Origin of the sequence: Helicobacter pylori SA37A (assembly GCF_000476015.1) — a bacterium.
In the GTDB taxonomy this organism is placed as follows: domain Bacteria; phylum Campylobacterota; class Campylobacteria; order Campylobacterales; family Helicobacteraceae; genus Helicobacter; species Helicobacter pylori_DB.
This window is the reverse complement of sequence record NZ_CBOO010000010.1, coordinates 43,460-67,479: the sequence shown is the minus strand read 5'-3', so window position 1 is coordinate 67,479 and position 24,020 is coordinate 43,460. Positions and strand designations below refer to the sequence as shown.

Annotated in this window: 20 protein-coding genes; 13 read left to right on the top strand and 7 right to left on the bottom strand. The window is 39.5% G+C overall.

Going from position 1 to position 24,020, the window contains the following annotated elements; translation table 11 throughout:
* Positions 1 to 309 precede the first annotated feature (309 nt).
* Together QT76_RS06005 and ligA are read right to left on the bottom strand one after the other, a co-directional pair.
* Positions 310 to 642, bottom strand: a complete 333-nt coding sequence (locus QT76_RS06005) for a hypothetical protein (protein WP_000399944.1) — start codon at positions 640 to 642, stop codon at positions 310 to 312.
* A 107-nt stretch (positions 643 to 749) separates the two neighbouring features.
* Positions 750 to 2,720, bottom strand: a complete 1,971-nt coding sequence (gene ligA, locus QT76_RS06000; RefSeq protein ID WP_033617008.1) for an NAD-dependent DNA ligase LigA — start codon at positions 2,718 to 2,720, stop codon at positions 750 to 752.
* Positions 2,721 to 2,797: 77 nt separating this feature from the next.
* Here ligA and QT76_RS05995 point away from each other — a divergent pair, with 77 nt between their 5' ends.
* Genes QT76_RS05995 through ppa form a run of 7 tightly spaced genes read left to right on the top strand, consistent with a single transcriptional unit; the run spans position 2,798 to position 9,253 of the window.
* Positions 2,798 to 3,739, top strand: a complete 942-nt coding sequence (locus QT76_RS05995; protein ID WP_033617007.1) for a chemotaxis protein — start codon at positions 2,798 to 2,800, stop codon at positions 3,737 to 3,739.
* 34 nt (positions 3,740 to 3,773) lie between these two features.
* The gene (gene aspS, locus QT76_RS05990; protein WP_033617006.1) at positions 3,774 to 5,507 is read left to right on the top strand and encodes an aspartate--tRNA ligase; all 1,734 of its coding nucleotides are present in this window, start codon (positions 3,774 to 3,776) and stop codon (positions 5,505 to 5,507) included.
* Between the two features lie 16 nt (positions 5,508 to 5,523).
* Positions 5,524 to 6,099, top strand: a complete 576-nt coding sequence (locus QT76_RS05985) for an adenylate kinase (RefSeq protein ID WP_033615265.1) — start codon at positions 5,524 to 5,526, stop codon at positions 6,097 to 6,099.
* Between the two features lie 25 nt (positions 6,100 to 6,124).
* Positions 6,125 to 7,405, top strand: coding sequence for a glycosyltransferase family 25 protein (locus QT76_RS05980; protein ID WP_033617005.1), 1,281 nt, complete (start codon positions 6,125 to 6,127; stop codon positions 7,403 to 7,405).
* 40 nt (positions 7,406 to 7,445) lie between these two features.
* Positions 7,446 to 8,003 (top strand): glycosyltransferase family 25 protein, encoded by a 558-nt coding sequence (locus QT76_RS08295; protein WP_033617004.1) that lies wholly within the window; start codon positions 7,446 to 7,448, stop codon positions 8,001 to 8,003.
* Positions 7,945 to 8,676, top strand: a complete 732-nt coding sequence (locus tag QT76_RS08290; protein ID WP_033617003.1) for a glycosyltransferase family 25 protein — start codon at positions 7,945 to 7,947, stop codon at positions 8,674 to 8,676. The genes QT76_RS08295 and QT76_RS08290 overlap by 59 nt, the downstream gene beginning before the upstream one ends.
* A 55-nt stretch (positions 8,677 to 8,731) precedes the next feature.
* Positions 8,732 to 9,253 (top strand): inorganic diphosphatase, encoded by a 522-nt coding sequence (gene ppa, locus QT76_RS05965; protein WP_001047005.1) that lies wholly within the window; start codon positions 8,732 to 8,734, stop codon positions 9,251 to 9,253.
* A gap of 146 nt (positions 9,254 to 9,399) precedes the next feature.
* On the opposite strand, the gene QT76_RS05960 is transcribed toward ppa, so the two are convergent.
* From QT76_RS05960 to QT76_RS05945, 4 genes are read right to left on the bottom strand one after another with little or no spacing between them, the layout of a single operon-like run.
* Positions 9,400 to 11,649 carry an endonuclease MutS2 gene (locus QT76_RS05960; protein WP_033617002.1) on the bottom strand — a complete coding sequence of 750 codons (2,250 nt, stop codon included), beginning with the start codon at positions 11,647 to 11,649 and terminating at the stop codon, positions 9,400 to 9,402.
* 6 nt (positions 11,650 to 11,655) lie between these two features.
* Entirely contained in the window at positions 11,656 to 12,033 is a 378-nt protein-coding gene (locus QT76_RS05955) for a hypothetical protein (RefSeq protein WP_033617001.1), read from the bottom strand.
* Positions 12,033 to 13,382 carry a UDP-N-acetylmuramate--L-alanine ligase gene (gene murC, locus QT76_RS05950; RefSeq protein WP_033617000.1) on the bottom strand — a complete coding sequence of 450 codons (1,350 nt, stop codon included), beginning with the start codon at positions 13,380 to 13,382 and terminating at the stop codon, positions 12,033 to 12,035. Before murC ends, QT76_RS05955 begins: the two co-directional genes overlap by 1 nt.
* Positions 13,375 to 14,502 carry a succinyldiaminopimelate transaminase gene (locus tag QT76_RS05945; protein ID WP_033616999.1) on the bottom strand — a complete coding sequence of 376 codons (1,128 nt, stop codon included), beginning with the start codon at positions 14,500 to 14,502 and terminating at the stop codon, positions 13,375 to 13,377. Before QT76_RS05945 ends, murC begins: the two co-directional genes overlap by 8 nt.
* A gap of 153 nt (positions 14,503 to 14,655) precedes the next feature.
* Between QT76_RS05945 and ispG the strand changes: the two genes are divergently transcribed.
* The 4 genes from ispG (at position 14,656) to QT76_RS05925 (ending at position 20,301) form a co-directional block, all read left to right on the top strand.
* Positions 14,656 to 15,735 carry a flavodoxin-dependent (E)-4-hydroxy-3-methylbut-2-enyl-diphosphate synthase gene (gene ispG / locus QT76_RS05940; RefSeq protein ID WP_000892473.1) on the top strand — a complete coding sequence of 360 codons (1,080 nt, stop codon included), beginning with the start codon at positions 14,656 to 14,658 and terminating at the stop codon, positions 15,733 to 15,735.
* 2 nt (positions 15,736 to 15,737) lie between these two features.
* The gene (locus QT76_RS05935) at positions 15,738 to 16,943 is read left to right on the top strand and encodes a 2,3,4,5-tetrahydropyridine-2,6-carboxylate N-succinyltransferase (protein WP_033616998.1); all 1,206 of its coding nucleotides are present in this window, start codon (positions 15,738 to 15,740) and stop codon (positions 16,941 to 16,943) included.
* Between the two features lie 11 nt (positions 16,944 to 16,954).
* On the top strand, positions 16,955 to 18,013 hold the full coding sequence (locus tag QT76_RS05930; RefSeq protein WP_033616997.1) for a tetratricopeptide repeat protein: 1,059 nt from the start codon (positions 16,955 to 16,957) through the stop codon (positions 18,011 to 18,013).
* Positions 18,014 to 18,246: 233 nt separating this feature from the next.
* Positions 18,247 to 20,301 carry a DUF262 domain-containing protein gene (locus tag QT76_RS05925; RefSeq protein ID WP_033616994.1) on the top strand — a complete coding sequence of 685 codons (2,055 nt, stop codon included), beginning with the start codon at positions 18,247 to 18,249 and terminating at the stop codon, positions 20,299 to 20,301.
* A 64-nt stretch (positions 20,302 to 20,365) separates the two neighbouring features.
* Here the strand turns inward: QT76_RS05925 and QT76_RS05920 are convergent, their stop codons facing one another.
* A complete protein-coding gene (locus QT76_RS05920) occupies positions 20,366 to 20,950 on the bottom strand; it encodes an NAD(P)H-dependent oxidoreductase (RefSeq protein ID WP_000756696.1) in 585 nt (194 codons plus the stop codon).
* 160 nt (positions 20,951 to 21,110) lie between these two features.
* Here QT76_RS05920 and QT76_RS05915 point away from each other — a divergent pair, with 160 nt between their 5' ends.
* Both QT76_RS05915 and QT76_RS05910 read left to right on the top strand, forming a co-directional pair.
* Positions 21,111 to 22,262, top strand: a complete 1,152-nt coding sequence (locus QT76_RS05915) for a hydrogenase 1 small subunit (RefSeq protein WP_033616993.1) — start codon at positions 21,111 to 21,113, stop codon at positions 22,260 to 22,262.
* Between the two features lie 12 nt (positions 22,263 to 22,274).
* The gene (locus QT76_RS05910; RefSeq protein WP_033616992.1) at positions 22,275 to 24,011 is read left to right on the top strand and encodes a nickel-dependent hydrogenase large subunit; all 1,737 of its coding nucleotides are present in this window, start codon (positions 22,275 to 22,277) and stop codon (positions 24,009 to 24,011) included.
* Positions 24,012 to 24,020 lie beyond the last annotated feature (9 nt).

Here is a 24,020-nt window from a genome sequence, read left to right as displayed (position 1 = left end):
TAAAATCCCCTTATATGGAAATGATTTAAAATGCCATTTAGGGTTATTATATTCAAATGATGGTTTTATTTAGTGCAGTATTACTAAAAAATTAACTAATATTTGTTAAAACGATCCAAAAGCGTTACTGATAGACACGCTCTAAGCGAGTGAAACGATTTTAAAAAGCACTTCAAACTCTCAAAAATAAACAAAGCCAAGGCTTTGAATAAAAAGATCAATAACCTTAAAAAACCAAAGGAACGGAGCTTTTGATTTTCCATTCCCAAAGCCCTAAATACCCTCTTATTTTTTTGTCCGTTATTGGCTTTATGGGTGTTTTAACATATAAAATTCCAACGCTTTTTCAAAGAGAAGCGAGCGGTTAGGAAAACCTTTCTCTTTCATGTATTCATCCACTTTAGCCATAAAACTGGGCGAGAGCAAAACGCTGTGATTGATTCTTCGCTCTTTACTTGTTTTTTCTTCGTATTCTATCTCTTCTATTTCGGCTAACAAACTCGGCGAAAGCGAAATGTTAAAACTGCTCCTTCGTTCGCTGCTCACCTTTATTTCTGCTTCTAATTCGGCCAATTCGGTTAGCAACCTTTTGCGTTTGGCTTGTAAAGCCTGAATGGTTGTATGCACTTTATGGTGTTCCATTATTGTTCCTTTAAAATATCTTTATTTTTCGCATTCTACTATAAAATAGGATTTTGTGAGTAAATTCATTAAGAATGAAAATTGGAATTTTTCTTTTGAATTTAATTTCAATCCAATTCTTTAAGGTGCTTTAACAATTCTTCTTCATTCAAAACGCTCACGCCATGTTTTTGCGCCAGAGCGAGTTTTGAGCCGGGGTTTTCTCCAGCGATTAAAAAATCGGTTTTAGCACTCACGCTTGAAGAAATTTTTGCCCCTAAATTTTCTAACATTTGAGCGTATTCTTGCCGTGGTTTAGAAAGCGTGCCGGTTAAAACAATCGTTTTATTATTGAAAACAGAAGAGCTTTTTTGCTTTTCTTCAGCCATATCGCTGTTTTTAGGGTTTAACAACTCAAATAACGATCGGATAAATTCTTGATTGCTCGCATAAAAATTGACTAAAGAGTGCGCCATTTCCACCCCAAAGCCTTCCATTTCTAAAAACTCGGCTTCGCTTTTTTCTAACACATTTAAGCCGTATCTGGCTAGCGTTTTACTCGCTCCCTTACCGATATGCTCAATCCCTAAAGCGTTGATCAAACGCCATAAGGGAGGGTTTTTGCTCTTTAAAATAGCGTCTAATAGATTTTGAGCTTTTTTAATTTTAAATTTGTCTAGCCGCATTAAATCTTCCAATTTTAAAGCATACAAATCCAGGGCGTTAACAATGAGCTTTTCTTCAAAAAGTTGCTCTATGACTTTATCGCCCAAGCCTTGAATGTTTAAAGCGTCCTTAGAAGCGAAATGAATCAAGCTTTCTTTCAACCTTGCCGGGCAATTAAGGTTTTGGCAATAAGTAAAAATCTCTTCGCACAAAAGCTCATGCGAGCATATGGGGCAAACTTTGGGGCGTTCAATTTTATGTTGCGAGCCGTCTCTGTAAGTTTCTAAAGGTTTGATGATTTTAGGGATCACATCGCCGCTTCTAATGACAACAACCCTATCATTGAGCATGATATTCTTTTTTTCAATTTCAGAATAATTGTGCAAGGTCGCTTTAGTAATCATGGCTCCAGCGATTTCTACAGGCTCTAAAACAGCGACCGGGGTTATCGCCCCGCTACGCCCCACTTGGTTGATGACTCCTACAATTTTGGTGTGTTTTTCTAGAGCCGGGAATTTATAAGCGCAAGCGAATTTAGGGGATTTTTGCGTGTAGCCTAGCTCCTTTTGAATACCCAATTCATTCACAACGATCACCATGCCGTCTAACAGAGCAAAAAAGCCATCCCTTTCTTTAATTAAGGTGTGGTAATTTTCTTCTATTTCTTGATGGTTTTTGTTTAGGCTTAAGTATTGAATAGGATTAAAACCCAGCGAGACAATAAAATCCAAACACTCCTTAAAGCTTAAAAAATTTAAAGAATGCTTGCCCACGCCCCAAGGAATGAATTGCAATTTACGCTTTTTAGTGATTTTGCTATCAAGTTGCCTCAAACTCCCTGATGCGGCATTTCTAGGGTTAGCGAATAGGGGTTCATTAGCGTCTAGGCGTTCTTTATTTAAAGCGTCAAAATCCTTTTTAGAAATGATCACCTCGCCCCTGATTTCTATTTCTCCATTATAAGCGATAGAATGGGGGATATTAGCGATGTGTTTGGCGTTGTTAGTAACAAGCTCCCCTTCTAAGCCATTACCCCTAGTGGTCGCACTCACTAACTTGCCATGTTGATACAAAAGATTGAGTGAAACCCCATCAAGTTTGGGCGAACACACGAACGAAGTGCTAGGGTAGGCTTTTAAAATGCGTTGCAACCACGCTTGCAATTCGTTTTGATTGAACACATCATCTAAGCTCCACATCCGCATTAAATGGGGGTTTTTATTGAACTCATTGGTGGTAGTAGCCCCCACTTTTTGGGTAGGGGAATTCGCTTGAATATCATTAGGGTTTTTTTCTTCATAAGCTTTTAATTCTTGGTAAAGTTCATCATAGATCGCATCGCTTACGATTGACTCATCAAGGTTGTAATAATGGTGCGATAGCGTGTTTAAATATGCAATTCTTTCTAAATATTCTTTTTGGCTTTTTATCATGTTTGTAAAAACCTTTTAAACTAAATTAGGGTAGTATTATAACATTTAATCTTTGATAGGGCTTTAGGGGAAAATAGGTGGTAAGAGATATTGACAAAACGACTTCGTTGCACTTAAACAACGAAGCGCGATTTCTGTGCTTTAGATTAGATGCAGAAAAAGACGCCCAACTTTATGGCATGAATATTTTTAAGATCCGAGAAATTATCCATTATGACGGAGAGGTTACAGAGATTCTTGGGGGGAGCGATGGCGTGATGCTCGGGTTTCTTAGCGTTAGGGGCGAGTCCATTCCTTTAGTGGATGTGAAAAGGTGGTTGCATTATGATGCGAACGATCCTAGCCGTGATTTGAAAAAATATGGCATTAAAGATAACCATAATTTGGTGATCGTGTGCCATTTTTCTAACCATTCCATCGCTCTAAAGGTTTTAAAAATTGAAAGGATCATCCATAAAAATTGGACTGAGATTAACGCCGGGGACAAACAAGGCATTAATGAAGAGGGTAAGCTTAGCGCTATCACCCGTTTTGATGAAGAACGAGTGGTGCAGATCTTAGATGTGGAAAAAATGATTAGCGATGTTTTCCCTAGCTTGAAGGATTTAGATGACTTGACTTTGCGTTGCATCAAAGCCATTCAAAGCCAAAAACTCATTTTAATCGCTGAAGATTCCTTAAGCACTCTTAAAACCCTAGAAAAGATCGTTCAAACTTTAGAATTGCGTTATTTAGCCTTTCCAAACGGGAGGGAATTGTTAAATTATTTGTATGAAAAAGAACATTATCAAGAAGTTGGCGTGGTCATTACGGATTTAGAAATGCCTAACACTTCAGGGTTTGAAGTGTTAAAAACCATTAAAGCTGATAATAGGACTGAGCATCTTCCTGTGATTATCAATTCATCCATGAGCAGCGATTCCAATCGTCAATTAGCCCAATCTTTAGAAGCGGATGGTTTTGTGGTAAAATCTAACATTCTTGAAATCCATGAAATGCTTAAAAAAACGCTTTCATAAATTTAATTTTTGTTTTAATTTAAAGGGATAAAACATGCGAAGTCATTTTTGCACAGAAGTTAGTGAAAAAGATGCGGATAAAATAGTCAAAGTTGCTGGGTGGTGCAACACTTATAGAGACCACGGAGGCGTGGTTTTTATTGATTTAAGGGATAAAAGCGGTTTGGTGCAATTAGTGTGTGATCCTAGCTCTAAAGCTTATGAAAAGGCTTTAGAGGTTAGGAGCGAATTTGTGCTAGTGGCTAAAGGAAAAGTGCGTTTGAGAGGCGCTGGGTTAGAAAACCCCAAACTAAAGACCGGAAAAATTGAAATCGTTTTAGAAGAATTAGTCATTGAAAATAAAAGCGCTACCCCACCGATTGAAATTGGTAATAAAAATGTGAATGAGGATTTGCGCTTGAAATACCGCTATTTGGATTTGCGCTCTTTGAATGCTTATGAAATCTTCAAATTGCGCAGCGAAGTGGCTTTAATCACTCGTAACGCTTTAGCCCAAAAGGGCTTTTTAGAGATTGAAACCCCCATTCTGTCTAAAACCACGCCTGAGGGGGCTAGGGATTATTTAGTGCCAAGCAGGGTGCATGAGGGCGAATTTTTCGCGCTCCCCCAAAGCCCGCAATTATTCAAACAGCTTTTAATGGTGGGGGGAATGGACAGGTATTTTCAAATCGCTCGTTGCTTTAGAGATGAAGATTTGAGAGCGGATAGGCAGCCAGAATTCACGCAAATTGATGCGGAAATGAGTTTTTGCGATGAAAATGATGTGATGGGCGTGGTGGAGGATTTGTTGCAAGAGATTTTTAAAGCGATTGGGCATACTATTTCTAAACCTTTTAAACGCATGCCTTATAAGGAAGCGATGGAAAATTACGGGAGCGATAAGCCGGATTTACGCTTTGAATTGCCTTTAATAGAAGTGGGGGATTGTTTTATGGACAGCTCAAACGCTATTTTTTCTAATATCGCAAAAGATCCTAAAAACAAACGCATTAAAGCTTTGAACGTTAAGGGGGCTGATGTCATTTTTAGCCGTAGCGTTTTAAAAGAATTAGAAGAATTTGTGCGCCAATTTGGGGCTAAAGGCTTAGCGTATTTGCAGATCAAAGAAGATGGGATTAAAGGGCCTTTAGTTAAATTTTTAAGCGAAAAGGGGCTTAAAAATATTTTAGAAAGGACTGATGCACAAGTTGGAGATATTGTCTTTTTTGGAGCCGGGGATAAAAAAATCGTGTTAGATTACATGGGGCGTTTGCGCTTGAAGGTGGCTGAAACGCTTGATTTGATTGATAAAGACGCTTTGAATTTCTTATGGGTAGTCAATTTCCCCATGTTTGAAAAAACCGAAAACGGCTATCATGCCGCGCACCACCCTTTTACGATGCCTAAAAATATAGAATGCGAAGATATAGAAGAGGTTGAAGCGCATGCGTATGATGTGGTGCTTAATGGCGTGGAGCTTGGTGGGGGGAGCATAAGGATTCATAAAGAAGAAATGCAAAAAAAAGTCTTTGAAAAAATCAATATCCATGAAGAAGAAGCGCAAAAGAAATTTGGTTTTTTACTAGAAGCGCTAAAGTTTGGCGCTCCTCCTCATGGGGGCTTTGCGATAGGCTTTGATCGCTTGATCATGCTAATGACCAAATCCAATAGTATTAGAGATGTGATCGCTTTCCCTAAAACGCAAAAAGCTTCATGCTTATTGACGAACGCGCCTAGCCCCATTAATGAAGAGCAACTAAGAGAATTACACATTCGCTTAAGAAAATAATTTAAAAGGATACGATATGAAACAACTATTTTTGATTATTGGAGCCCCAGGGAGTGGTAAAACCACTGATGCAGAGCTTATCGCTAAGAATAACAGCGAAACAATCGCTCATTTTTCTACCGGGGATTTACTAAGGGCTGAGAGCGCTAAAAAGACCGAGCGAGGCTTATTGATTGAGAAATTCACTTCTCAAGGCGAATTAGTGCCTTTAGAGATTGTGGTAGAAACGATCCTTTCAGCGATTAAAAGTTCTAGCAAAGGGATCATTTTAATTGATGGCTATCCCAGGAGCGTGGAACAAATGCAGGCTTTGGATAAGGAATTGAACGCTCAAAACGAAGTGATCTTAAAAAGCGTGATTGAAGTAGAAGTGAGTGAAAACACCGCTAAAGAAAGGGTTTTAGGGCGCTCTAGGGGGGCTGATGATAATGAAAAGGTGTTTCATAACCGCATGCGGGTGTTTTTGGATCCTTTAATTGCAATCCAAAACTTCTACAAGACTAAACATTTGCATAAAATCATCAATGGCGAAAGAAGCATTGAAGAAATCGTGAATGAAATGCAAGAATATATTTTGTCTTTTGGGAATTAAAATGCGCTCTTAAGGAGAATGAGCTGTGATTGGTGTTTATATCATTTCTTTAAAAGAAAGTCAAAGGCGTTTGGATACTGAAAAACTCGTTTTAGAATCCAATGAAAAATTTAAAGGCCGTTGTGTTTTTCAAATCTTTGACGCTATTAGCCCTAAACACGAAGATTTTGAAAAATTTATTCAAGAGCTTTATGATGCGCAAAGTATGTTAAAATCCGATTGGTTCCATTCTGATTGGTGTCGTGGAGAATTATTGCCTCAAGAATTTGGGTGTTATTTAAGCCATTATCTTTTGTGGAAAGAATGCGTTAAATTAAACCAACCGGTCGTTATTTTAGAAGATGATGTAGCACTAGAGTCTAATTTCATGCAAGCCTTAGAAGATTGCTTGAAAAGCCCTTTTGATTTTGTCAAGCTTTTTGGGTGGTATTGGAATTTTCATAAAACCAATTTGCGCACGCTCCCCTTAGAGAGAGATGCTGTAGAATCTATGGGAGAGACACCTATTGAAGATCATGCAAAGACTAAAGAAGCTGAAACGCCTATTGAAAATTATGAAGTTACCCCCCCCCCCAATCCCGCACAAGATGCGCAACAAGACCCTATTATTGAAACGCAACAAGACCTTAAAGAACTATCTGAGCCTTGCAAAATAGCACCCCAAAAAACCTCTTTTAACCAAGTGGTTTTTAAAAAAATTAAAAGAAAGCTCAACCACTTCATTGGAAATATTTTAGCTCGGACAGAAGTGTATAAGAAACTCGTAGGAAAATACGATGATCTCAATAAGAATATTGCGGAAAAATACGACGATCTCACCACAAAATACGATGAACTCACAGGAAAATACGAATCCTTATTGGCAAAAGAGGCAAACATCAAAGAGACCTTTTGGGAAAGGCGTGCTGATAGTGAAAAAGAAGCGCTATTTTTAGAGCATTTTTACCTCACTAGCGTGTATGTGGCTTCTACGGCAGGATACTATATCACACCTAAAGGAGCTAAAACTTTTATAGAGGCCACAGAGCGTTTTAAAATCATAGAGCCGGTGGATATGTTCATAAACAACCCCACCTACCATGATGTCGCTACTCTTACTTACTTGCCTTTGCCTGTTTCTTTGAACAAGCATTGCAAAATCAGCACCATCCAAAATCTAAAAAAATCCGACATTTCATTGAGCGGCCCTAAAAAGTCTTACTTGGATAATCTTCTTTATGATCAATTAAACACTAGAAAGTGCTTAAAAGCCTTTCACAAATACAGCAGACGATACGCTCCTTTAAAAACCCCTAAAGAGGTTTAAAAAGAAATTTTATGGTAGAATGCCATATTTAGGAGTTCATTTGACACAAGTTTATATCATTTCTTTAAAAGAAAGTCAAAGGCGTTTGGATACTGAAAAACTAATTTTAGAATCCAATGAAAAATTTAAAGGCCGTTGTGTTTTTCAAATCTTTGACGCTATTAGCCCTAAACACGAAGATTTTGAAAAATTCGTTCAAGAGCTTTATGATTCTTCAAGTTTGTTAAAATCCGATTGGTTCCATTCTGATTATTGCCATCAAGAATTATTGCCCCAAGAATTCGGGTGTTATTTAAGCCATTATTTTTTATGGAAAGAATGCGTTAAAACAAACCAACCGGTCGTTATTTTAGAAGATGATGCAATGCTAGAGTCTAATTTCATGCAAGCCTTAGAGGATTGTTTGAAAAGCCCTTTTGATTTTGTGAGACTCTATGGGCATTATTGGGGAGGCCATAAAACCAACTTGCGCGCTCTCCCTATCTATACGGAGGTTGCAGAGGCTGAAGCGTCTATGGAAGAAACGCCTATTGAAAATCATGAAGTTACCCCCCCCCCCCAATCCCACACAAGATACGCAACAAGATTTTATTATTGAAACGCAACAAGATTTTAAAGGACTATCTGAGCCTTGCAAAATAGCGCCCCAAAAAACCTCTTTTAATCCAGTGGTTTTTAGAAAAATTAAAAGAAAGCTCAACCGCTTTATTGGAAGTATTTTAGCTCGGACAGAAGTGTATAAGAATCTCGTATCAAAATACGATGATCTCAGTAAGAACATTGCGGAAAAATACGATGAACTCACAGGAAAATACGAATCCTTATTGGCAAAAGAGGCAAACATTAAAGAGACCTTTTGGGAAAGGCGTGCTGATAGTGAAAAAGAAGCCTTTTTTTTAGAGCATTTTTACCTCACCAGCGTGTATGTGGCTACTACGGCAGGCTACTACCTCACGCCTAAGGGCGCTAAAACCTTTATAGAAGCCACGGAGCGTTTTAAAATCATAGAGCCGGTGGATATGTTTATGAACAACCCCACTTACCATGATGTGGCTAATTTAACTTATTTGCCTTGCCCTGTTTCTTTAAACAAGCATGCTTTCAATAGCACCATTCAAAATGCAAAAAAGCCTGACATTTCATTAAAACCCCCTAGAAAATCTTATTTTGATAATCTTTTTTATCATAAATTTAACGCCAGAAAGTGCTTAAAAGCCTTTCACAAATACAGCAAACAATACGCTCCTTTAAAAACCCCTAAAGAGGTTTAAAAAGAGCGGGCTTTATGTTAGAATAATTCTTTTTTATTATTCAAAGGAGATTGCAATGAATTTAGACCAATTAGAAGTGAGCCATGACGCTGATTCTTTGTGCGTGGTGATTGAAATATCCAAGCATTCTAATATCAAGTATGAATTGGATAAAGAAAGCGGGGCTTTAATGGTGGATAGGGTGCTTTATGGGGCGCAAAATTACCCCGCAAATTACGGCTTTGTGCCTAACACTTTAGGATCTGATGGCGACCCTGTAGATGCACTGGTTTTAAGCGATGTGGCTTTTCAAGCCGGAAGCGTGGTAAAAGCACGCTTGGTTGGGGTTTTGAACATGGAAGATGAAAGCGGAGTGGATGAAAAATTACTCGCTCTGCCCATAGATAAGATCGATCCCACGCATTCCTATGTTAAAGATATTGATGATTTATCCAAACACACTTTGGATAAAATCAAGCATTTTTTTGAAACTTACAAGGATTTAGAGCCTAATAAATGGGTGAAAGTCAAGGGGTTTGAAAACAAAGAGAGCGCGATTAAGGTTTTAGAGAAAGCCATAAAAGCCTATCAAGGCTAAAGATTTAAGGGTTTTGGCTCAATTAAGCTTAAACCCCTTTTAACGCTCTTTTAAAAAGGCTTTGTTCTCCATTAGGTGTTGGCACAAAATGGCTTTATAATTTAAAGTGGATTTTATATTAATCCCCCATAAAAAAGCACCAAAAACTACAATTTAACGATTTTAACCCCACTGCCGCCTAAATTAATGGGAGCGTCGCTAAAACTTACCACTTTGGGGTGGTTTTTTAGAAATTCTTTCACGAACTTTTCTAAAATCCCGCTCCCCTTGCCGTGGCAAATCAGTACTTCTTCAAAGCCCCCTAAAAGCGCGTCGTTTAAAAAAGCGTCTAGTAAATCTAGGGCTTCTTCGCTGCGTTGCCCCCTTAAATCAAGGCGCAAGCTCGCTTCTTTGGGTTTGGGGATGGTTGTTTTAGGGGGTTTGAATTTGTTTTTAGGGGGTTTTTGGATTTGTTTCAACCAACTCCCATGCGCTTTCAAACGCATGCCAAGCTCGGTTTCTACCAAATAATAGCCCTTGTCTAAAATTTGTATAACCATCACGCTTTCATTTTTATAACGCGCTTTTTCGTTAATTTGAAAGCTTGTTATGATTTGTGGGATTTCCTGGTCTGTTTTATGCTTGTTTAAAATCTCGCTCGCTTTATGGATTTCTTTATGCATGGAACTGGTATCTTTTGAAGCGACTTCGTTTTTTAAGATATTTAGGGCTTGTTGGTAGGATTTTTCCAATTCCAATTTTTTATGGTGAAAGATTTCTTTTTGTTTTTCCATTTCTAAAAGCCATGCGTTTTTTAAATCTTCTTGCTCTCTTAAAGCGTTCTCTAAGCTTTCATTTTTTTGTTTTAATTCCCTTTCTAGTGCACTGGAATTTTCAATCAAAACATTCAATTTTTCCTTATCTTCGCCATAAAAGGCTTTCGCTTTTTCAATCAAAAAATGCGGCACGCCATAGCGTAAAGCGGTTTCAAACGCATAGCTTTTGCCAATAACCCCTTTTAAAAAAGTGTAAGTGGGCCGTTCTTTTTCTTCATCATAAAGAGCGGCTAGTAATTCCACTTCCTTGTTTTCTGCCATTAACACGCTTAAGCGTTTGTGGTGCGTGGTGATAATGATTTGATTGTTTTGTTTGAGCAATTTCTCTAACAAGGTTTTATACAAACTGCTCGCTTCATCAGCGTCAGTCCCTAACTCAATTTCATCAACGCCTAAAAGCATGTTTTCTTTGGATAAAAGAGCGCTAAATTGCTTCATTCTGCCTGCAAAAGTAGAGATATTGTTCGCGCTGTTTTGGGGGTCGTTGATAATGGCGTGGATTTCTTTAAAATAGGGGATAATGGAATGATGAGCGTTGATTTTCATAGGAATGAGATGTTTGCTTAAAAAAGCCGCGCTTAAAAGCGATTTTAAGAGCATGGTTTTCCCGCCCGCATTCACGCCGGTAACAGCGAGCATGGATTTTTCAAACTTCAAATTTAAGGGCTTTGGCTCTTTTAAAATGGGGTGCGAAAAGTTTTCTAAAATCATTTTTTTTTGCGTAAAGCTTGGCATGACAAATTCTAAATTGTAAGCTTTAGCGAAATTAAGCCTGGCTTGCAAGCTGTCTAAAAAATCAAATTCTTTAAAAAGGAATTTTAAAAATAAAAGGTGTTTTTGCAAGCTACGGCTTAGAGTTTGACACATTTCAACAATACAGCAATCTATTTCATTACCAATTTGGGCGATTTTTTGGGCGATTTTTTGTGCGCTTTCAGGCAAGAGATAGAAATAGCCATTAGCGCTCCTTTCTAGCACAACGCCTTTGATCGCGCTAGAAAACCCGCTTTTCAATAAAAGGCATTCATAACCATGCTTAAGGTGGCTTTGCGTATCCACTAAATAAGGGGCAAGCTCTTTAGAGTGGGTGTAATGGTGAATGATTTTTGCGCTCTCTTTTTTAAGGCGGTTCAAACTTTCATTCAAAGCGTCTAGGGTAGCGTTCGCCCCTTGTTTGATTTTGCCTTCATCATCTAATAAAGCGATTAGATCATTAAAAAAGGGGGGTAAAATAATAGCGTTAAGGCGTTCATGAAATTTTAAATGCGTGAAAGTTTTAAAAGCGTTTTGTAAAACGACAATGTAGCGCAATCGTTTGACAATCTCAAAAATTTCATCTAAATAGAGTGTCCCTAATTTGGTGAGTTTGATAACAATGAGATCGCTTTCTTTCACGCTTTTAGGGGTAGGCAAACCGATCGCATCCACTTCGTTTAAATAAGTGAAAGTTTGCTTGAGATCGTTTTCTAAAGCAATAGTATCTCTTTCTTTAGCAAAAAAGGTTTTAAAAAGAGCGATAAACTCTTTTAAATCCAGGCTTTCTTCTAGGGGTTTGGGTAGGGTATTATTATTATTATTCATCGGGGTTCATTGGGGGTTCATTGGGGGTTGGATTAAGGGATCTTTTTGAAGCGTTTGACAAGAATCCAAATCCACAAGAACGTCTTTCATAGGAGTTTGTTTTTTGCCTAAAAAGCTCAAAGTCCCGCTCACTAAATTAAAGGTTTGGTTATTGACTTTAATGCCTTTACACAACAAGGTTTCCCCCCTTAAAAACGCTCTTTGCAAAGCGATTTCTTGTTGATTTTGTTGGTTTTGTTTGTAAGTGTAAACGCTGATGCTTGCCCCTATAATCCCTACCATTAAAAAAGCTAATATTTTTTGTTTAAGGCTCATTAAACCAAAATCCCTTAAAACTAAAAACAATAAAATCAGCGTTAAAAATAAAACAATCGCTACGCCCATTACATTTCGCCCCTTAATTGGTAGGTAATATCCCCCGCTCCAAAGCCTATCACAAACCCCTTTTCAATCGTTTCTACTACCTCATCATTGACTAATAACTCTAAAAAATCCCCCTTTTTACGCACCCTGTCTATAAAGGTGGGGTTATAATGCTTGAAATGGGCTTTCAAATCAATATCTCTTTTAACTTCACACGCGCTATAAACGGGTAAAATGATCAATCGGTCGCAATGCTCTAAAAAACATTTTTTAAACTCTTCTAAATTATCCATTAAGCGCGAATACTTGTGCGCTTGCCAAATGACAATCATTTTTTCTTGCGTGTTTAACAAATCAGCATAAATCCTAGCGCTCTTTAAAGTGGCGCTAATTTCGGTGGGGTGGTGGGCGTAATCATCAATGAGGATGAGCGCGTTTTTTTGCAAAATATCAAAGCGTTTTTTAATGCCTTTGAAATTCAATAAATTATTTCTAATTTCTTCTAAATCCAATTCATCTAAAGCGCTTAAAATCGCTAAACTCGCATTCGTGGCGTTATGTTCGCCTAACCCCCACACCAAAAAAGCCCCCAAGTCTTTCAATTCAAACGAAGTGTAAGGCTCGCCGTCTTTTAAAATGTATTGGATATTATGAATATCTTTTTTTTCTAAAACAATGGCGTCTTTAGAATAGTTTTGTAAAAAAGGATCTTCTTTGTAAATCACTCTTTTTTGAGCATGGTCTAAAAAATACCCATAAGCGAAGAAAAAGCGCTCTAAATCGTGGTCATAATGCTCCAAATGTTCTGGCTCTGTGTTAGGCACAATCGCAGCATAAGGGTTGGAAAATAAAAAACTTGAATCGCTTTCATCGGCTTCAAAAACCAAGCTCATATCCGCGCTCTCTCGCACATTGGAATCAAACTCTTTGGAATGCGCCCCAATAATCGCTCCAAAAGCGGGGCAAATCGCGCTCAACATGGCCGTGATACTGCTCTTTCCATGAGCCCCGCACACGCTAAAAACGCGCTTGTCTTTAAGGATAGAATACAAAGCGTCTTTACGAGACAAAATAGGGATTTCTAATTCCTTAGCCCTTTGTATTTCGGTATTGTCTTCTTTAATAATGGCTGAATGGATAATGACATCTTGATTGTTAATCGCTTTTGGATCATGCGGGATATTAATTTCTACGCCTAAAGCTTTCAAATACTTAACGCTAGGGCTTATGGCAATATCAGATCCGCTGATTGTAGCCCCTTGTGCTTTAAGGTATTTGGCTAAGCCTGAAATGCCAATCCCCCCTATACCGATAAAATGGATCTTGCAATCTTGCAGGTTTTTGAGTAAAACTTTTGGGGTTTCAAGCATGGTTTTCTCGATAAGTTTCTATGATTTCTAAAGGCTTTTCTAAAAAAGGGGTGTCATAAACAAGGGCTAAACGCACATAGTCAGCACCGATACGATTACGCCCTAAATACAAAGCCGGTAAGGTAGTAATGCCTTCGTTTTGATAAAGCGTTTTGGCAAAATTTTCGCCATCTTTAACGGGCAGATACGCATAAAAACTATAAGGATAAATGAGCGTGTCTTTAAAGATTTTTCGCGCCAGTTTCAAATTATTCGCATAAATATTACGGAAAAATTCTGCATGCCTATCATCTAGCCAAGCCGCTTCACTGGCCTTTTGGATCGCATTAGCACTCGTATAGCCTAAATAGGTGCGAAACGCTTTATATTTTTCTAAAAGGCTGCTATCCCCAGCGATAAAACCACTCCTTAGCCCTGGAGCGCTAGAGCGTTTGGAGAGCGAGTGGATCACTAAAACATTTTTGAACGCTTCATTACCAGCCAGCATGCAAGCTTCTAAAAGCGAAGGGGGAGGCGTGTTTTCATAAATTTCACTATAACATTCATCATTGATTAAAATAAAATCATGTTTTAAGGCGAGTTTGACCCAAGCGATCAATTCTTCTAAAGAAAGGGTTCTTCCGGTGGGGTTGTTAGGGGAATTTAAAATCACTAAATCCACTTCTTGCAACTCTTTTTCATTCAAGCTTGGCGTGAAACCATTTTCTTTAGTTAAGGGCATTAAAAGGCTTTTAGCTTTGATAAATTTAGCCGCTCCTTCATAGATTTGATAAAAGGGGTTAGGGTAGGCGATGGTGGGGTTTTGGTGATCAAATAAAACAAAACTAGGGAAATTGAACAACACTTCCCTAGATCCTAGCGTGGAAACTAACTCGTTTTCTTTCAATTCTATCTTAAAACGGCGTTTAAAAAAACCTCTTTGAGCCTCTCTCAAACCCTCTTCAAACGCGCTTTTAGGGTAGATATTGAGCGAATGAGCATGCTGTTTGAGAGCGTCTTGAATGAATTTAGGCGTTTCAAATCGCGGCTCGCCGATGCCTAAATCCAGCCCCTTTTTTTTAGGGGTGATCTCTTTAAACAAGGCTCTTAATCGTTCAAAAGGATAAGGCTCAAAGGTCATAGGGCTACTTTAATTTAAAATGGAATAGTTGATCTTACCTAAAAATTAAGCGTTTATCATTGAAAGCGTTAAAAAAAGAGCGAAAGAGGACATGAAAGAGGGCGCATAAAAGAGTATAATAGCAGATAAGAATTTAACTGATGAAGAGGTTTGATGCTAGAAAATAGAGTTAAGACCAAGCAAATTTTTATCGGTGGCGTCGCCATAGGGGGTGATGCTCCCATTAGCACGCAAAGCATGACCTTTAGTAAAACCGCTGATATTGAAAGCACTAAAAATCAAATTGACAGACTCAAACTCGCCGGGGCTGATTTAGTGAGGGTGGCGGTGAGTAATGAAAAGGACGCCCTAGCCTTAAAAGAATTGAAAAAAGTGTCCCCTTTGCCTTTAATCGCTGATATCCATTTCCATTATAAATTCGCTCTCATTGCCGCTCAAAGCGTGGATGCGATAAGAATTAACCCCGGAAACATCGGCTCTAAAGACAAGATCAAAGCGGTGGTTGATGCTTGTAAAGAAAAAAATATTCCTATAAGAATTGGCGTGAATGCCGGGAGTTTAGAAAAGCAGTTTGATCAAAAATACGGACCCACCCCAAAAGGCATGGTAGAAAGCGCTTTGTATAACGCCAAACTTTTAGAAGATTTGGATTTTACCAATTTTAAGATTTCTTTAAAAGCGAGCGATGTGATGCGCACCATAGAAGCTTACAGGATGCTACGCCCTCTTGTGATCTATCCTTTCCATTTGGGGGTTACTGAGGCGGGGAATCTTTTTAGCTCCAGTATCAAATCCGCCATGGCTTTAGGGGGGCTTTTAATGGAGGGTATTGGGGATACGATGCGCGTATCCATTACAGGGGAATTAGAAAATGAAATCAAAGTGGCCAGAGCGATTTTACGCCATAGCGGGCGTTTGAAAGAAGGGATTAATTGGATTTCTTGCCCCACTTGCGGGCGCATTGAAGCCAATTTAGTGGATATGGCGAGCAAGGTAGAAAAACGCTTAAGCCACATTAAAACCCCTTTAGACATTAGCGTGATGGGTTGCGTGGTGAACGCTTTAGGTGAAGCCAAGCATGCAGACATGGCGATCGCTTTTGGGAATCGCAGCGGTTTGATCATTAAAGAGGGTAAGGTCATTCACAAATTGGCTGAAAAGGATTTGTTTGAAACTTTTGTGATAGAAGTGGAAAATTTAGCTAAAGAAAGAGAAAAAAGTTTAAAGGATTAGGCATGATCAATAAGTTTAAAAATTTTGTGAGCAACTACCAGCAATCTGATCATTATAGAGAGCCTTTAGGCTTTGGTATTGCTAGAGTGGATATTGCCCCTATTTCTAAAAAGATTTTATGCGCCACTTACCCCATTTTGAACTGGAAAGATGAAAATCTAGGCTCTTATGCAGTATTTTGCAATGCATTTTCTAAAGAAAAAATCCTAAAAGAGAGCGCGAGCGAATGCGTCATTGAGATTGATGAAAGTTTTGTATTAAAAGCGCTAGATTTTTATACGCCTTTTTTGAATGAAGCCTATTCTAATAAAATGGTTCATAAAAATATCCAAGTGGTTTTAGAGCTTTTAAAAGCGTTAGAAGAAAATCGCTTGAAAAATAGTAGTGGGGAATCTCTCTATCGCTTGGTGATCTTGTATGAAGATAAACCTTGCGAGAGCGTGGAAAGCGCGTATATGAAACTTTTAGCGCTCTCTTTAGGTAAAGCTCCTTTGAGGAGTTTGAATTTAGAGGGCATTTTTAACCAGCTTTCTAATGTGGCTTGGAGCGGTAACAAGCCTTATGAATTAGAATGGCTTAGAATGAATGAAGTGGCTTTAAAGATGCGAGGCAATTTCCCTAGTATTGATTTTATAGACAAATTCCCGCGCTATTTAATGCAAGTGATCCCTGAATTTGATAATATCCGCTTATTGGATAGCTCAAAAACGCGCTTTGGGGCGTATTTAGGGACCGGAGGTTATACTCAAATGCCCGGGGCTAGTTATGTGAATTTTAATGCAGGGGCGATGGGCGTGTGCATGAATGAGGGGCGTATTTCTTCATCAGTGGTGGTTGGAGCAGGCACTGATATTGGTGGGGGAGCGAGCGTTTTAGGCGTTTTAAGCGGAGGGAATAACAACCCTATTAGCATTGGGAAAAATTGTTTGCTAGGGGCTAATAGCGTTACCGGTATCAGTCTAGGCGATGGCTGTATTGTGGATGCAGGCGTTGCGATATTAGCCGGGAGCGTGATAGAAATTGAAGAAAATGAGTTTAAAAAGCTTTTAGAAGTGAATAATAATTTAGAAAAACATGCCAACAATCTTTATAAAGGCAAAGAGCTTTCAGGGAAAAATGGCGTGCATTTTCGTTTAAATAGCCAAAATGGTAAGTTGATTGCTTTTAGGAGCGTGAAAAAAATTGAGTTGAATCAAAACCTGCATTAAGGATTAAAAGAATGCTCAAAAAAAGTTTGTTTTTACTTGTTTTTTTGGTCTTACAGCTTAGCGGCGCTGAAGAAAACAATCAAGCCCCAAAAAACACGCCCCCTGAACTTAACCCCGCTAATACTAAGGGTGCACCAAACCCTAACACCCAGATCACCCCTAAAAACGATAACTCCAATCTATTAGACAAATTAGGATCGCCTGAAAACGCTCAAACCGAGCTTTCTGCCGGTATTGATTTGGCTAAAAAGGGCGATTATCAAGGGGCTTTTAAGCTTTTTTCCCAATCGTGCGATAACGGTAATGCGGCCGGGTGTTTTGCGGTGGGAGCGATGTATGCTAATGGGGTAGGGATCCAAACCAACAGACTAAAAGCCGCTCGCTATTATGAAATGGGTTGCAGTGGGGGCGATGCGACCGCTTGCGCGAATCTGGCTCAAATGTATGAAAACAAGAAAAATGCGGATACGAACGATAAAGAAAACGCTTTGCAATTGTATGCGGTGGCTTGTCAAGGGGGGGATATGCTCGCATGCAATAATTTGGGGTGGATGTTTGCTAATGGGAGTGGGGTCCCAAAAGATTATTACAAAGCGATAAGTTATTATAAGTTTTCATGCGAAAACGGGAATGATATGGGGTGTTATAATTTGGGCTTGATGTCTAATGTGAATAATATTTATGGCATTGATAAAGCACAACTCAGTCAGGTGGATTTGAATTATTTGGCTTGTAACGCTGGGGACATGATGGGGTGCGCGAATTTAGGGTGGATTTATGCGAATGGGGATTTAGGGGCTCCTTTGAATAACCACTACGCAGCGAAATATTTCCAAATGGCATGCGATGGGGGGATTTTGGGGAGCTGTAACAATTTAGGCGTGCTGTATCAAAAGGGCTTAGGCGTGCCTCAAGACGATCAAAGGGCTTTGGATTTGTTCTCGTATGCATGCGATAATGGTTTTGAGTCAAGCTGTCGTAATTACGGGAATTTCAAAGAGCATTTATTGCGCGTGAACCCTAATTACGGGCGCTTGTTCATGCCATACAATTCTTATGAGATACCCTAGTAATAGCAATTTCTTAAGGGAATAGGGGGTATTTTGAAATCATTCTCGCTCCCATTAACTTAACCCCCCTAAAGATCGCATTTTTAAGAGATTAGTGCTTGCTTTGTGCAAAGCTTTTTTAGATCTTTTGGATAAATTCAGCCACAAATTGCTACTTTTTCAAAAATTTAAGCTCTTTTTTTTTTTTGATTTAATACTCGGTGCAATGATAATCTCACTCAAAAGGAAAAGCGATGAAAGCGACACAAAGCACCATTAACGACTTTTTTTCCACGGCAAACACGATATTTTCTATCCCTGTATACCAGAGGAACTACGCTTGGGCAGAAGAAAATTGTAAAAAATTACTGCAAGATATTGTCAGTATTTCTCAAAATAAGAAAACGCATTTTATGGGTTCTATCACTTATATTTTGCAGTGGAAGGAGGATAAAGAGAGATTTAGACAACTCCAAGAATTTGTTATCATTGACGGGCAGCAAAGGATTACCACTCTCATGCTTTTGCTTAAAGCCATAGAGACCAAGATACAAGATGAAGAGATAAAAAAAGAGATTAATATTATACTCAATCTTACAGGACAAAGACTGCGCCTCAAGCCCATTAAAAAAGATAAAGAAGCCTTTGAGCTTGTCATGCAAAATCGATTGGATAAGATACAAGAAGAATCGCACATTGGGAAAAATTATAAATTTTTCACCAAAGAGCTTAAAAATTATCTCAACAAAGGGTATCGCATTGAAGAGATTTATAACGCGTTTTTGCGGCTTAAAATCATAACCATAGGATTAGATCCACGCGAAGACGATCCGCAAGTGGTGTTTGAAAGCATTAACGCTACCGGCGTGCAATTAAAAGGGCTGGATCTCATCCGCAACTACCTGATGATGGGGGAAAATTCTGACAGACAGGATTATCTTTATGACACTTATTGGGTTCCTTTAGAGGAATGGATTGGCGAAAAGGATTTGGATGATTTTATCAAAACCTATTTGAGAATCTATTTTGAAGATAAATTTAAAGAAAAAGAAGTGTATGACACGCTAAAAATCCATCACGAAAAAAATATCTCTGATATAGAAGCCCTTATGAGTGATATGCGCGAATATGGCAGAATCTATCAAATCTTTTTAGACAGAGATCATTATTTTTTAGGGCGTGGGGACCCGCAGCAGTTAGCGAATTTACGCCTGCGCATTAAAGATCTGGTGAAAATCCAATTTGGCGTGGCAAAGCCCTTTGTTTTGCGTTGCGCCAGAGACTTTGAAGAAGGCAAGTTGGATTATGAAAACTTCCACGAAATTTTGCAAATCCTTATCAGCTACTATGTGCGCCGGATCGTGTGTGGAAATTCCAACAATGCGCTCAATACAGTTCTTTATCCTTTATACAAACAGCTAGAATTATACAGAAAGCCAGAAAATGTTTCAGCCGATACACTGAAGCGGTATTTGGGCAAGAGCATTGGTCAAATGGTATTTCCTAATGACGATCAAATTAAAGCGGCGTTTCTTGTGCGCAACGATTATTCAACAAATTATGTGTACAAATTCATCTTGCTTGAGATAGAGAAGCTAAGCAACGCCGAACCGCCAAGAGAAGAAAATCTAGAAGTAGAGCATTTCTACCCCGAAAACCCCACCCAAGAATGGCGCGATAGGGTGGGGAATTATTTCACTTTTGAGCAAGACTACCTCAATAATTTTGGGAATCTAACTTTGAAAGAGAAAAATCAAAGGCTTGGCAACAAATCTTACGAGGAAAAAATTGCGCTTATGGAAAAATACAGCTCCTTGCATTTAAACGGCTATTTCACCAATAACACCCATTCTTGGGGGATAGAGGAAGTGAAGGCTAGGAGCGAATATTTAGCGGATCAATTCTGTCAAGTGGGATTGTTTAAAGATTTGCCTAAAGAATACCGCGAAAGAGAGATTAATAAAACCCTTGATGATAACTTAACTTGTTATAAGTTTCAAAGCGTCAAGCTCCCCAATGGTCAAAGGTGCATGGCAAAAAACGCTAAGGAATTAGTTAGCGTTGTCATAGACTACTTGCTAGAAAACGCCAGAGAAGCCTTTGAAAGCTACACAGACGATGAACTTCCAAGCTACATTTGTTGGGATAAAGCAAAGGCTGAAGCAAGGGATAGAGATGGCACTCGTGTTGTGCCTTTTGAAAAATACGGATTCTACTTTGTAAGCGGTGCGAATTTGCAAAATGTGGGCAGTAATCTTAAAGATCTCATCTTAGGCTGCGAGCTCAATCCTAAAGACTTTATTGTGTAATAAACATTGTGTAACAAACAAGCCCCCCAAAGAAATGGGGGGTTAAAAAACCCTTATTTTGAAATCACTTGCCAAAAGCTTGGTGCAAATGCGTGGTTAGGGAGTTAAGATACTGCTCCACTTGGGGGTTTTTCACCACATCGTTGCAAATAAAAGTAGGCAACGCTGAAAGCCCTAAAAACTGGAACGCCTTATGCAAATGCAAATACACAACATCCACACCCACCCCTTCAAAAAATTCACTAGGATCGTTAAAGGCTTCAATGGGAGCGTTCCAGGTCAAGCTCAACATGTATTTTTTGCCTTGCATCAAGCCCCCTTTCCCGTAGTTTTTAGTGGGGTTTTGCGAACTCCTGCCATCGCTAGCATAAAGCTTCCCATGCCCTACGCTAAAGACTTCATCAATGTATTTTTTCACAATCCAAGGCTCACCCATCCACCAGCCAGGCATTTGCCAAATCGTCGCATCAGCGCTAAAGACTTTCTCCACTTCTTGAGCATGTTCATAGCCTTTATCCACGATCGTTGTATCCACTTCTAGCCCTAAAGATTCTAGAGTTTTTTTTGCATGGTCAGTCAAGGTTTCATTGAGTTTCCCTCCAGAGCTCCCGAACGCTTTGGCCCCATTAATGATGAGTACTTTTTTCATTTTGTTCCTTTTTTAATAAAATAGGGGGGAATTTTATCCAAATGAAACTTAATGTTAAAGAAATTTCTTTCATCTAAAATAAAAGTTAAAAAATAATCAATTGCCACTACATTATTTTTATTATGTTAAGATAATGAAAATTTATAGTTAAGGAGTGGTCATGTTCTACGATGAAAAAAAGACCTATCAAAAGATTGAAGAACGCCTTGAGATAGTCAGCTCGTTTAACGCTCATAACGAGCATAAAAACTTACAAGACGAGTTTAAGGGCGCGGGCATTTCCAGGCGCGATTTGTTGAAGTGGGCGGGCATGATGAGCGCGACTTTAGCCTTACCGGCTAGTTTTGCTCCCTTGACCTTGAAAGCGGTGGAAGTGGCTAACAGATTGCCCGTGATTTGGTTGCACATGGCAGAATGCACCGGTTGTAGCGAAAGTTTGTTAAGGAGTGCAGACCCCACCATTGATAGCATTATCTTTGATTACATCAACCTAGAATACCATGAGACCATTATGGTAGCGAGCGGTTTTCAGGCTGAAAAAAGCTTGCATGACGCCATAGAAAAGCACAAAAACAATTACATTTTAATGGTAGAAGGCGGTATCCCCCAAGGCACCGAATACTTTCTCACTCAGGGCCCAAACGCTGAAACAGGGGCTGAAGAGTGCAGAAAAGCTGCTCAATACGCAGCGGCTATTTTTGCCATAGGCACATGCTCAAGTTTTGGGGGCGTTCAAGCGGCTTACCCTAACCCCTCTAACGCGCAACCCTTGCATAAAATCATTGATAAACCCGTGATCAATGTTCCCGGTTGCCCGCCTAGTGAAAAAAATATCGTGGGCAATGTGCTTTATTACTTGATGTTTGGGGCTCTCCCTAAATTGGATGCGTATAACCGCCCCTCTTGGGCTTATGGGAACAGGATTCATGATTTGTGCGAAAGGAGAGGGCATTTTGATGCGGGCGAGTTTGTGGAGCATTTTGGCGATGAAAACGCTAAAAAGGGTTTTTGCTTGTATAAAATGGGCTGTAAAGGGCCTTACACTTTCAACAATTGCTCCAAACTCCGCTTCAATTCACACACTTCTTGGCCCATAGGCGCAGGGCATGGGTGCATAGGGTGTTCTGAGCCTAATTTTTGGGATACGATGAGTCCTTTTGAAGAGCCTTTGGCGAACCGCTCCATTAAAACCGCCTTTGACGGCTTAGGGGCTGATAAAGTAGCCGATAAAGTCGGCACGACTTTACTCAGTGCAACCGCTATTGGCATTGCTGCGCATGCGCTCCTTTCTAAAGCGATCAAAAACAAGTAATAAGGGATTAACATGTCAAAAAAAATCGTAGTCGATCCTATCACGAGGATTGAGGGGCATTTAAGGATTGAGGTGATCGTAGATGATGATAATGTGATCACCGATGCGTTTTCTTCTTCTACGCTTTTTAGGGGGCTAGAAACGATCATTAAGGGCAGAGACCCACGAGATGCGGGCTTTATCGCTCAAAGGATTTGCGGGGTATGCACTTATTCGCATTATAAGGCTGGTATCACTGCGGTAGAAAACGCTCTAGGCATCACCCCCCCATTAAACGCGCAATTGGTGCGATCTTTGATGAACATGGCGTTGCTTTTTCATGATCATGTGGTGCATTTTTATACTTTGCATGGGCTTGATTGGTGCGATATTATGAGCGCTTTAAAAGCCGACCCTTTTGAAGCTTCAAAACTTTCTTTCAAATACAGCCCTTATCCCATTAATACCGGTGCGGGCGAATTAAAAGCGGTTCAAAAACGCTTAAGCGATTTCGCTAAAAGCGGATCTTTAGGGCCTTTTAGCAATGGCTACTATGGGCATAAAACCTATCGTTTAAGCCCAGAGCAAAATTTAATCGTCTTAAGCCACTACCTCAAACTTTTAGAAATCCAAAGGGAAGCGGCGAAAATGACCGCTATTTTTGGGGCTAAACAGCCCCACCCACAAAGCCTAACGGTGGGGGGTGTTACGAGTGTTATGGATATATTGGATCCAACAAGGTTGGCGGAATGGAAGAGCAAATTTGAAGTGGTGGCTAATTTCATCAACCATGCCTACTACCCTGATTTGGTGATGGCAGGCGAAATGTTCGCTAACGAACCATCCGTTATTAAAGGCTGCGGCTTAAGGAATTTTATCGCTTATGAAGAAGTGTTGCTCGGAAAGGATAAATACCTTTTGAGTAGTGGGGTGGTGCTTGATGGGGATATTTCTAAATTACACCCCATTGATGAGAGTTTGATTAAAGAAGAGGTTACGCATTCTTGGTATCAATATGAGAACACTAAAGAAGTGCAACTCCACCCTTATGACGGGCAAACTAACCCGCATTATACCGGTTTAAAAGACGGCGAGAGCGTGGGGATTGAAAATAAAATAATCCCTGCTAAAGTGCTTGACACTAAAAATAAATATTCTTGGATAAAATCGCCCAGATACGATAGTAAGCCCATGGAAGTAGGCCCTTTAAGTTCCGTAGTGGTAGGTTTAGCGGCGAAAAACCCTTATGTTACTGAAGTGGCTACGAAGTTTTTAAAAGACACTAAACTGCCTTTAGAGGCGTTGTTTTCAACGCTTGGGCGCACAGCTGCAAGGTGCATTGAAGCTAAAACGATTGCTGATAATGGCCTTTTGGCGTTTGATGCGCTATTGGAAAATCTAAAAAGCGATCAAAGCACTTGCGCTCCTTATCACATTGATAAAAATCAAGAATATAAAGGGCGCTACATTGGTCAAGTGCCAAGGGGCATGCTAAGCCATTGGGTGCGTATTAAAAACGGCGTGGTGGAAAATTATCAAGCGGTAGTGCCTTCCACTTGGAATGCAGGGCCTAGAGATTCTCAAAATCAAAGGGGGGCTTATGAAATGAGCTTGATTGGCACTAAAATCGCTGATTTAACCCAGCCTTTAGAAATCATTAGGACTATCCATTCTTTTGACCCATGCATCGCATGCTCAGTGCATGTGATGGATTTTAAAGGGCAGTCTTTAAACGAGTTTAAAGTAGAGCCTAATTTCGCTAAATTCTAAAAAGGGTTA

Coding starts and splice junctions, on each gene's coding strand:
- QT76_RS06005 (WP_000399944.1), bottom strand. CDS start 642: ATGGAACACCATAAAGTGCATACAACCATTCAGGCTTTACAAGCCAAA.
- ligA (WP_033617008.1), bottom strand. CDS start 2,720: ATGATAAAAAGCCAAAAAGAATATTTAGAAAGAATTGCATATTTAAAC.
- aspS (WP_033617006.1), top strand. CDS start 3,774: ATGCGAAGTCATTTTTGCACAGAAGTTAGTGAAAAAGATGCGGATAAA.
- QT76_RS05985 (WP_033615265.1), top strand. CDS start 5,524: ATGAAACAACTATTTTTGATTATTGGAGCCCCAGGGAGTGGTAAAACC.
- QT76_RS08290 (WP_033617003.1), top strand. CDS start 7,945: ATGAAGTTACCCCCCCCCCCCAATCCCACACAAGATACGCAACAAGAT.
- ppa (WP_001047005.1), top strand. CDS start 8,732: ATGAATTTAGACCAATTAGAAGTGAGCCATGACGCTGATTCTTTGTGC.
- QT76_RS05960 (WP_033617002.1), bottom strand. CDS start 11,649: ATGAATAATAATAATAATACCCTACCCAAACCCCTAGAAGAAAGCCTG.
- QT76_RS05955 (WP_033617001.1), bottom strand. CDS start 12,033: ATGGGCGTAGCGATTGTTTTATTTTTAACGCTGATTTTATTGTTTTTA.
- murC (WP_033617000.1), bottom strand. CDS start 13,382: ATGCTTGAAACCCCAAAAGTTTTACTCAAAAACCTGCAAGATTGCAAG.
- QT76_RS05945 (WP_033616999.1), bottom strand. CDS start 14,502: ATGACCTTTGAGCCTTATCCTTTTGAACGATTAAGAGCCTTGTTTAAA.
- ispG (WP_000892473.1), top strand. CDS start 14,656: ATGCTAGAAAATAGAGTTAAGACCAAGCAAATTTTTATCGGTGGCGTC.
- QT76_RS05935 (WP_033616998.1), top strand. CDS start 15,738: ATGATCAATAAGTTTAAAAATTTTGTGAGCAACTACCAGCAATCTGAT.
- QT76_RS05930 (WP_033616997.1), top strand. CDS start 16,955: ATGCTCAAAAAAAGTTTGTTTTTACTTGTTTTTTTGGTCTTACAGCTT.
- QT76_RS05925 (WP_033616994.1), top strand. CDS start 18,247: ATGAAAGCGACACAAAGCACCATTAACGACTTTTTTTCCACGGCAAAC.
- QT76_RS05920 (WP_000756696.1), bottom strand. CDS start 20,950: ATGAAAAAAGTACTCATCATTAATGGGGCCAAAGCGTTCGGGAGCTCT.
- QT76_RS05915 (WP_033616993.1), top strand. CDS start 21,111: ATGTTCTACGATGAAAAAAAGACCTATCAAAAGATTGAAGAACGCCTT.
- QT76_RS05910 (WP_033616992.1), top strand. CDS start 22,275: ATGTCAAAAAAAATCGTAGTCGATCCTATCACGAGGATTGAGGGGCAT.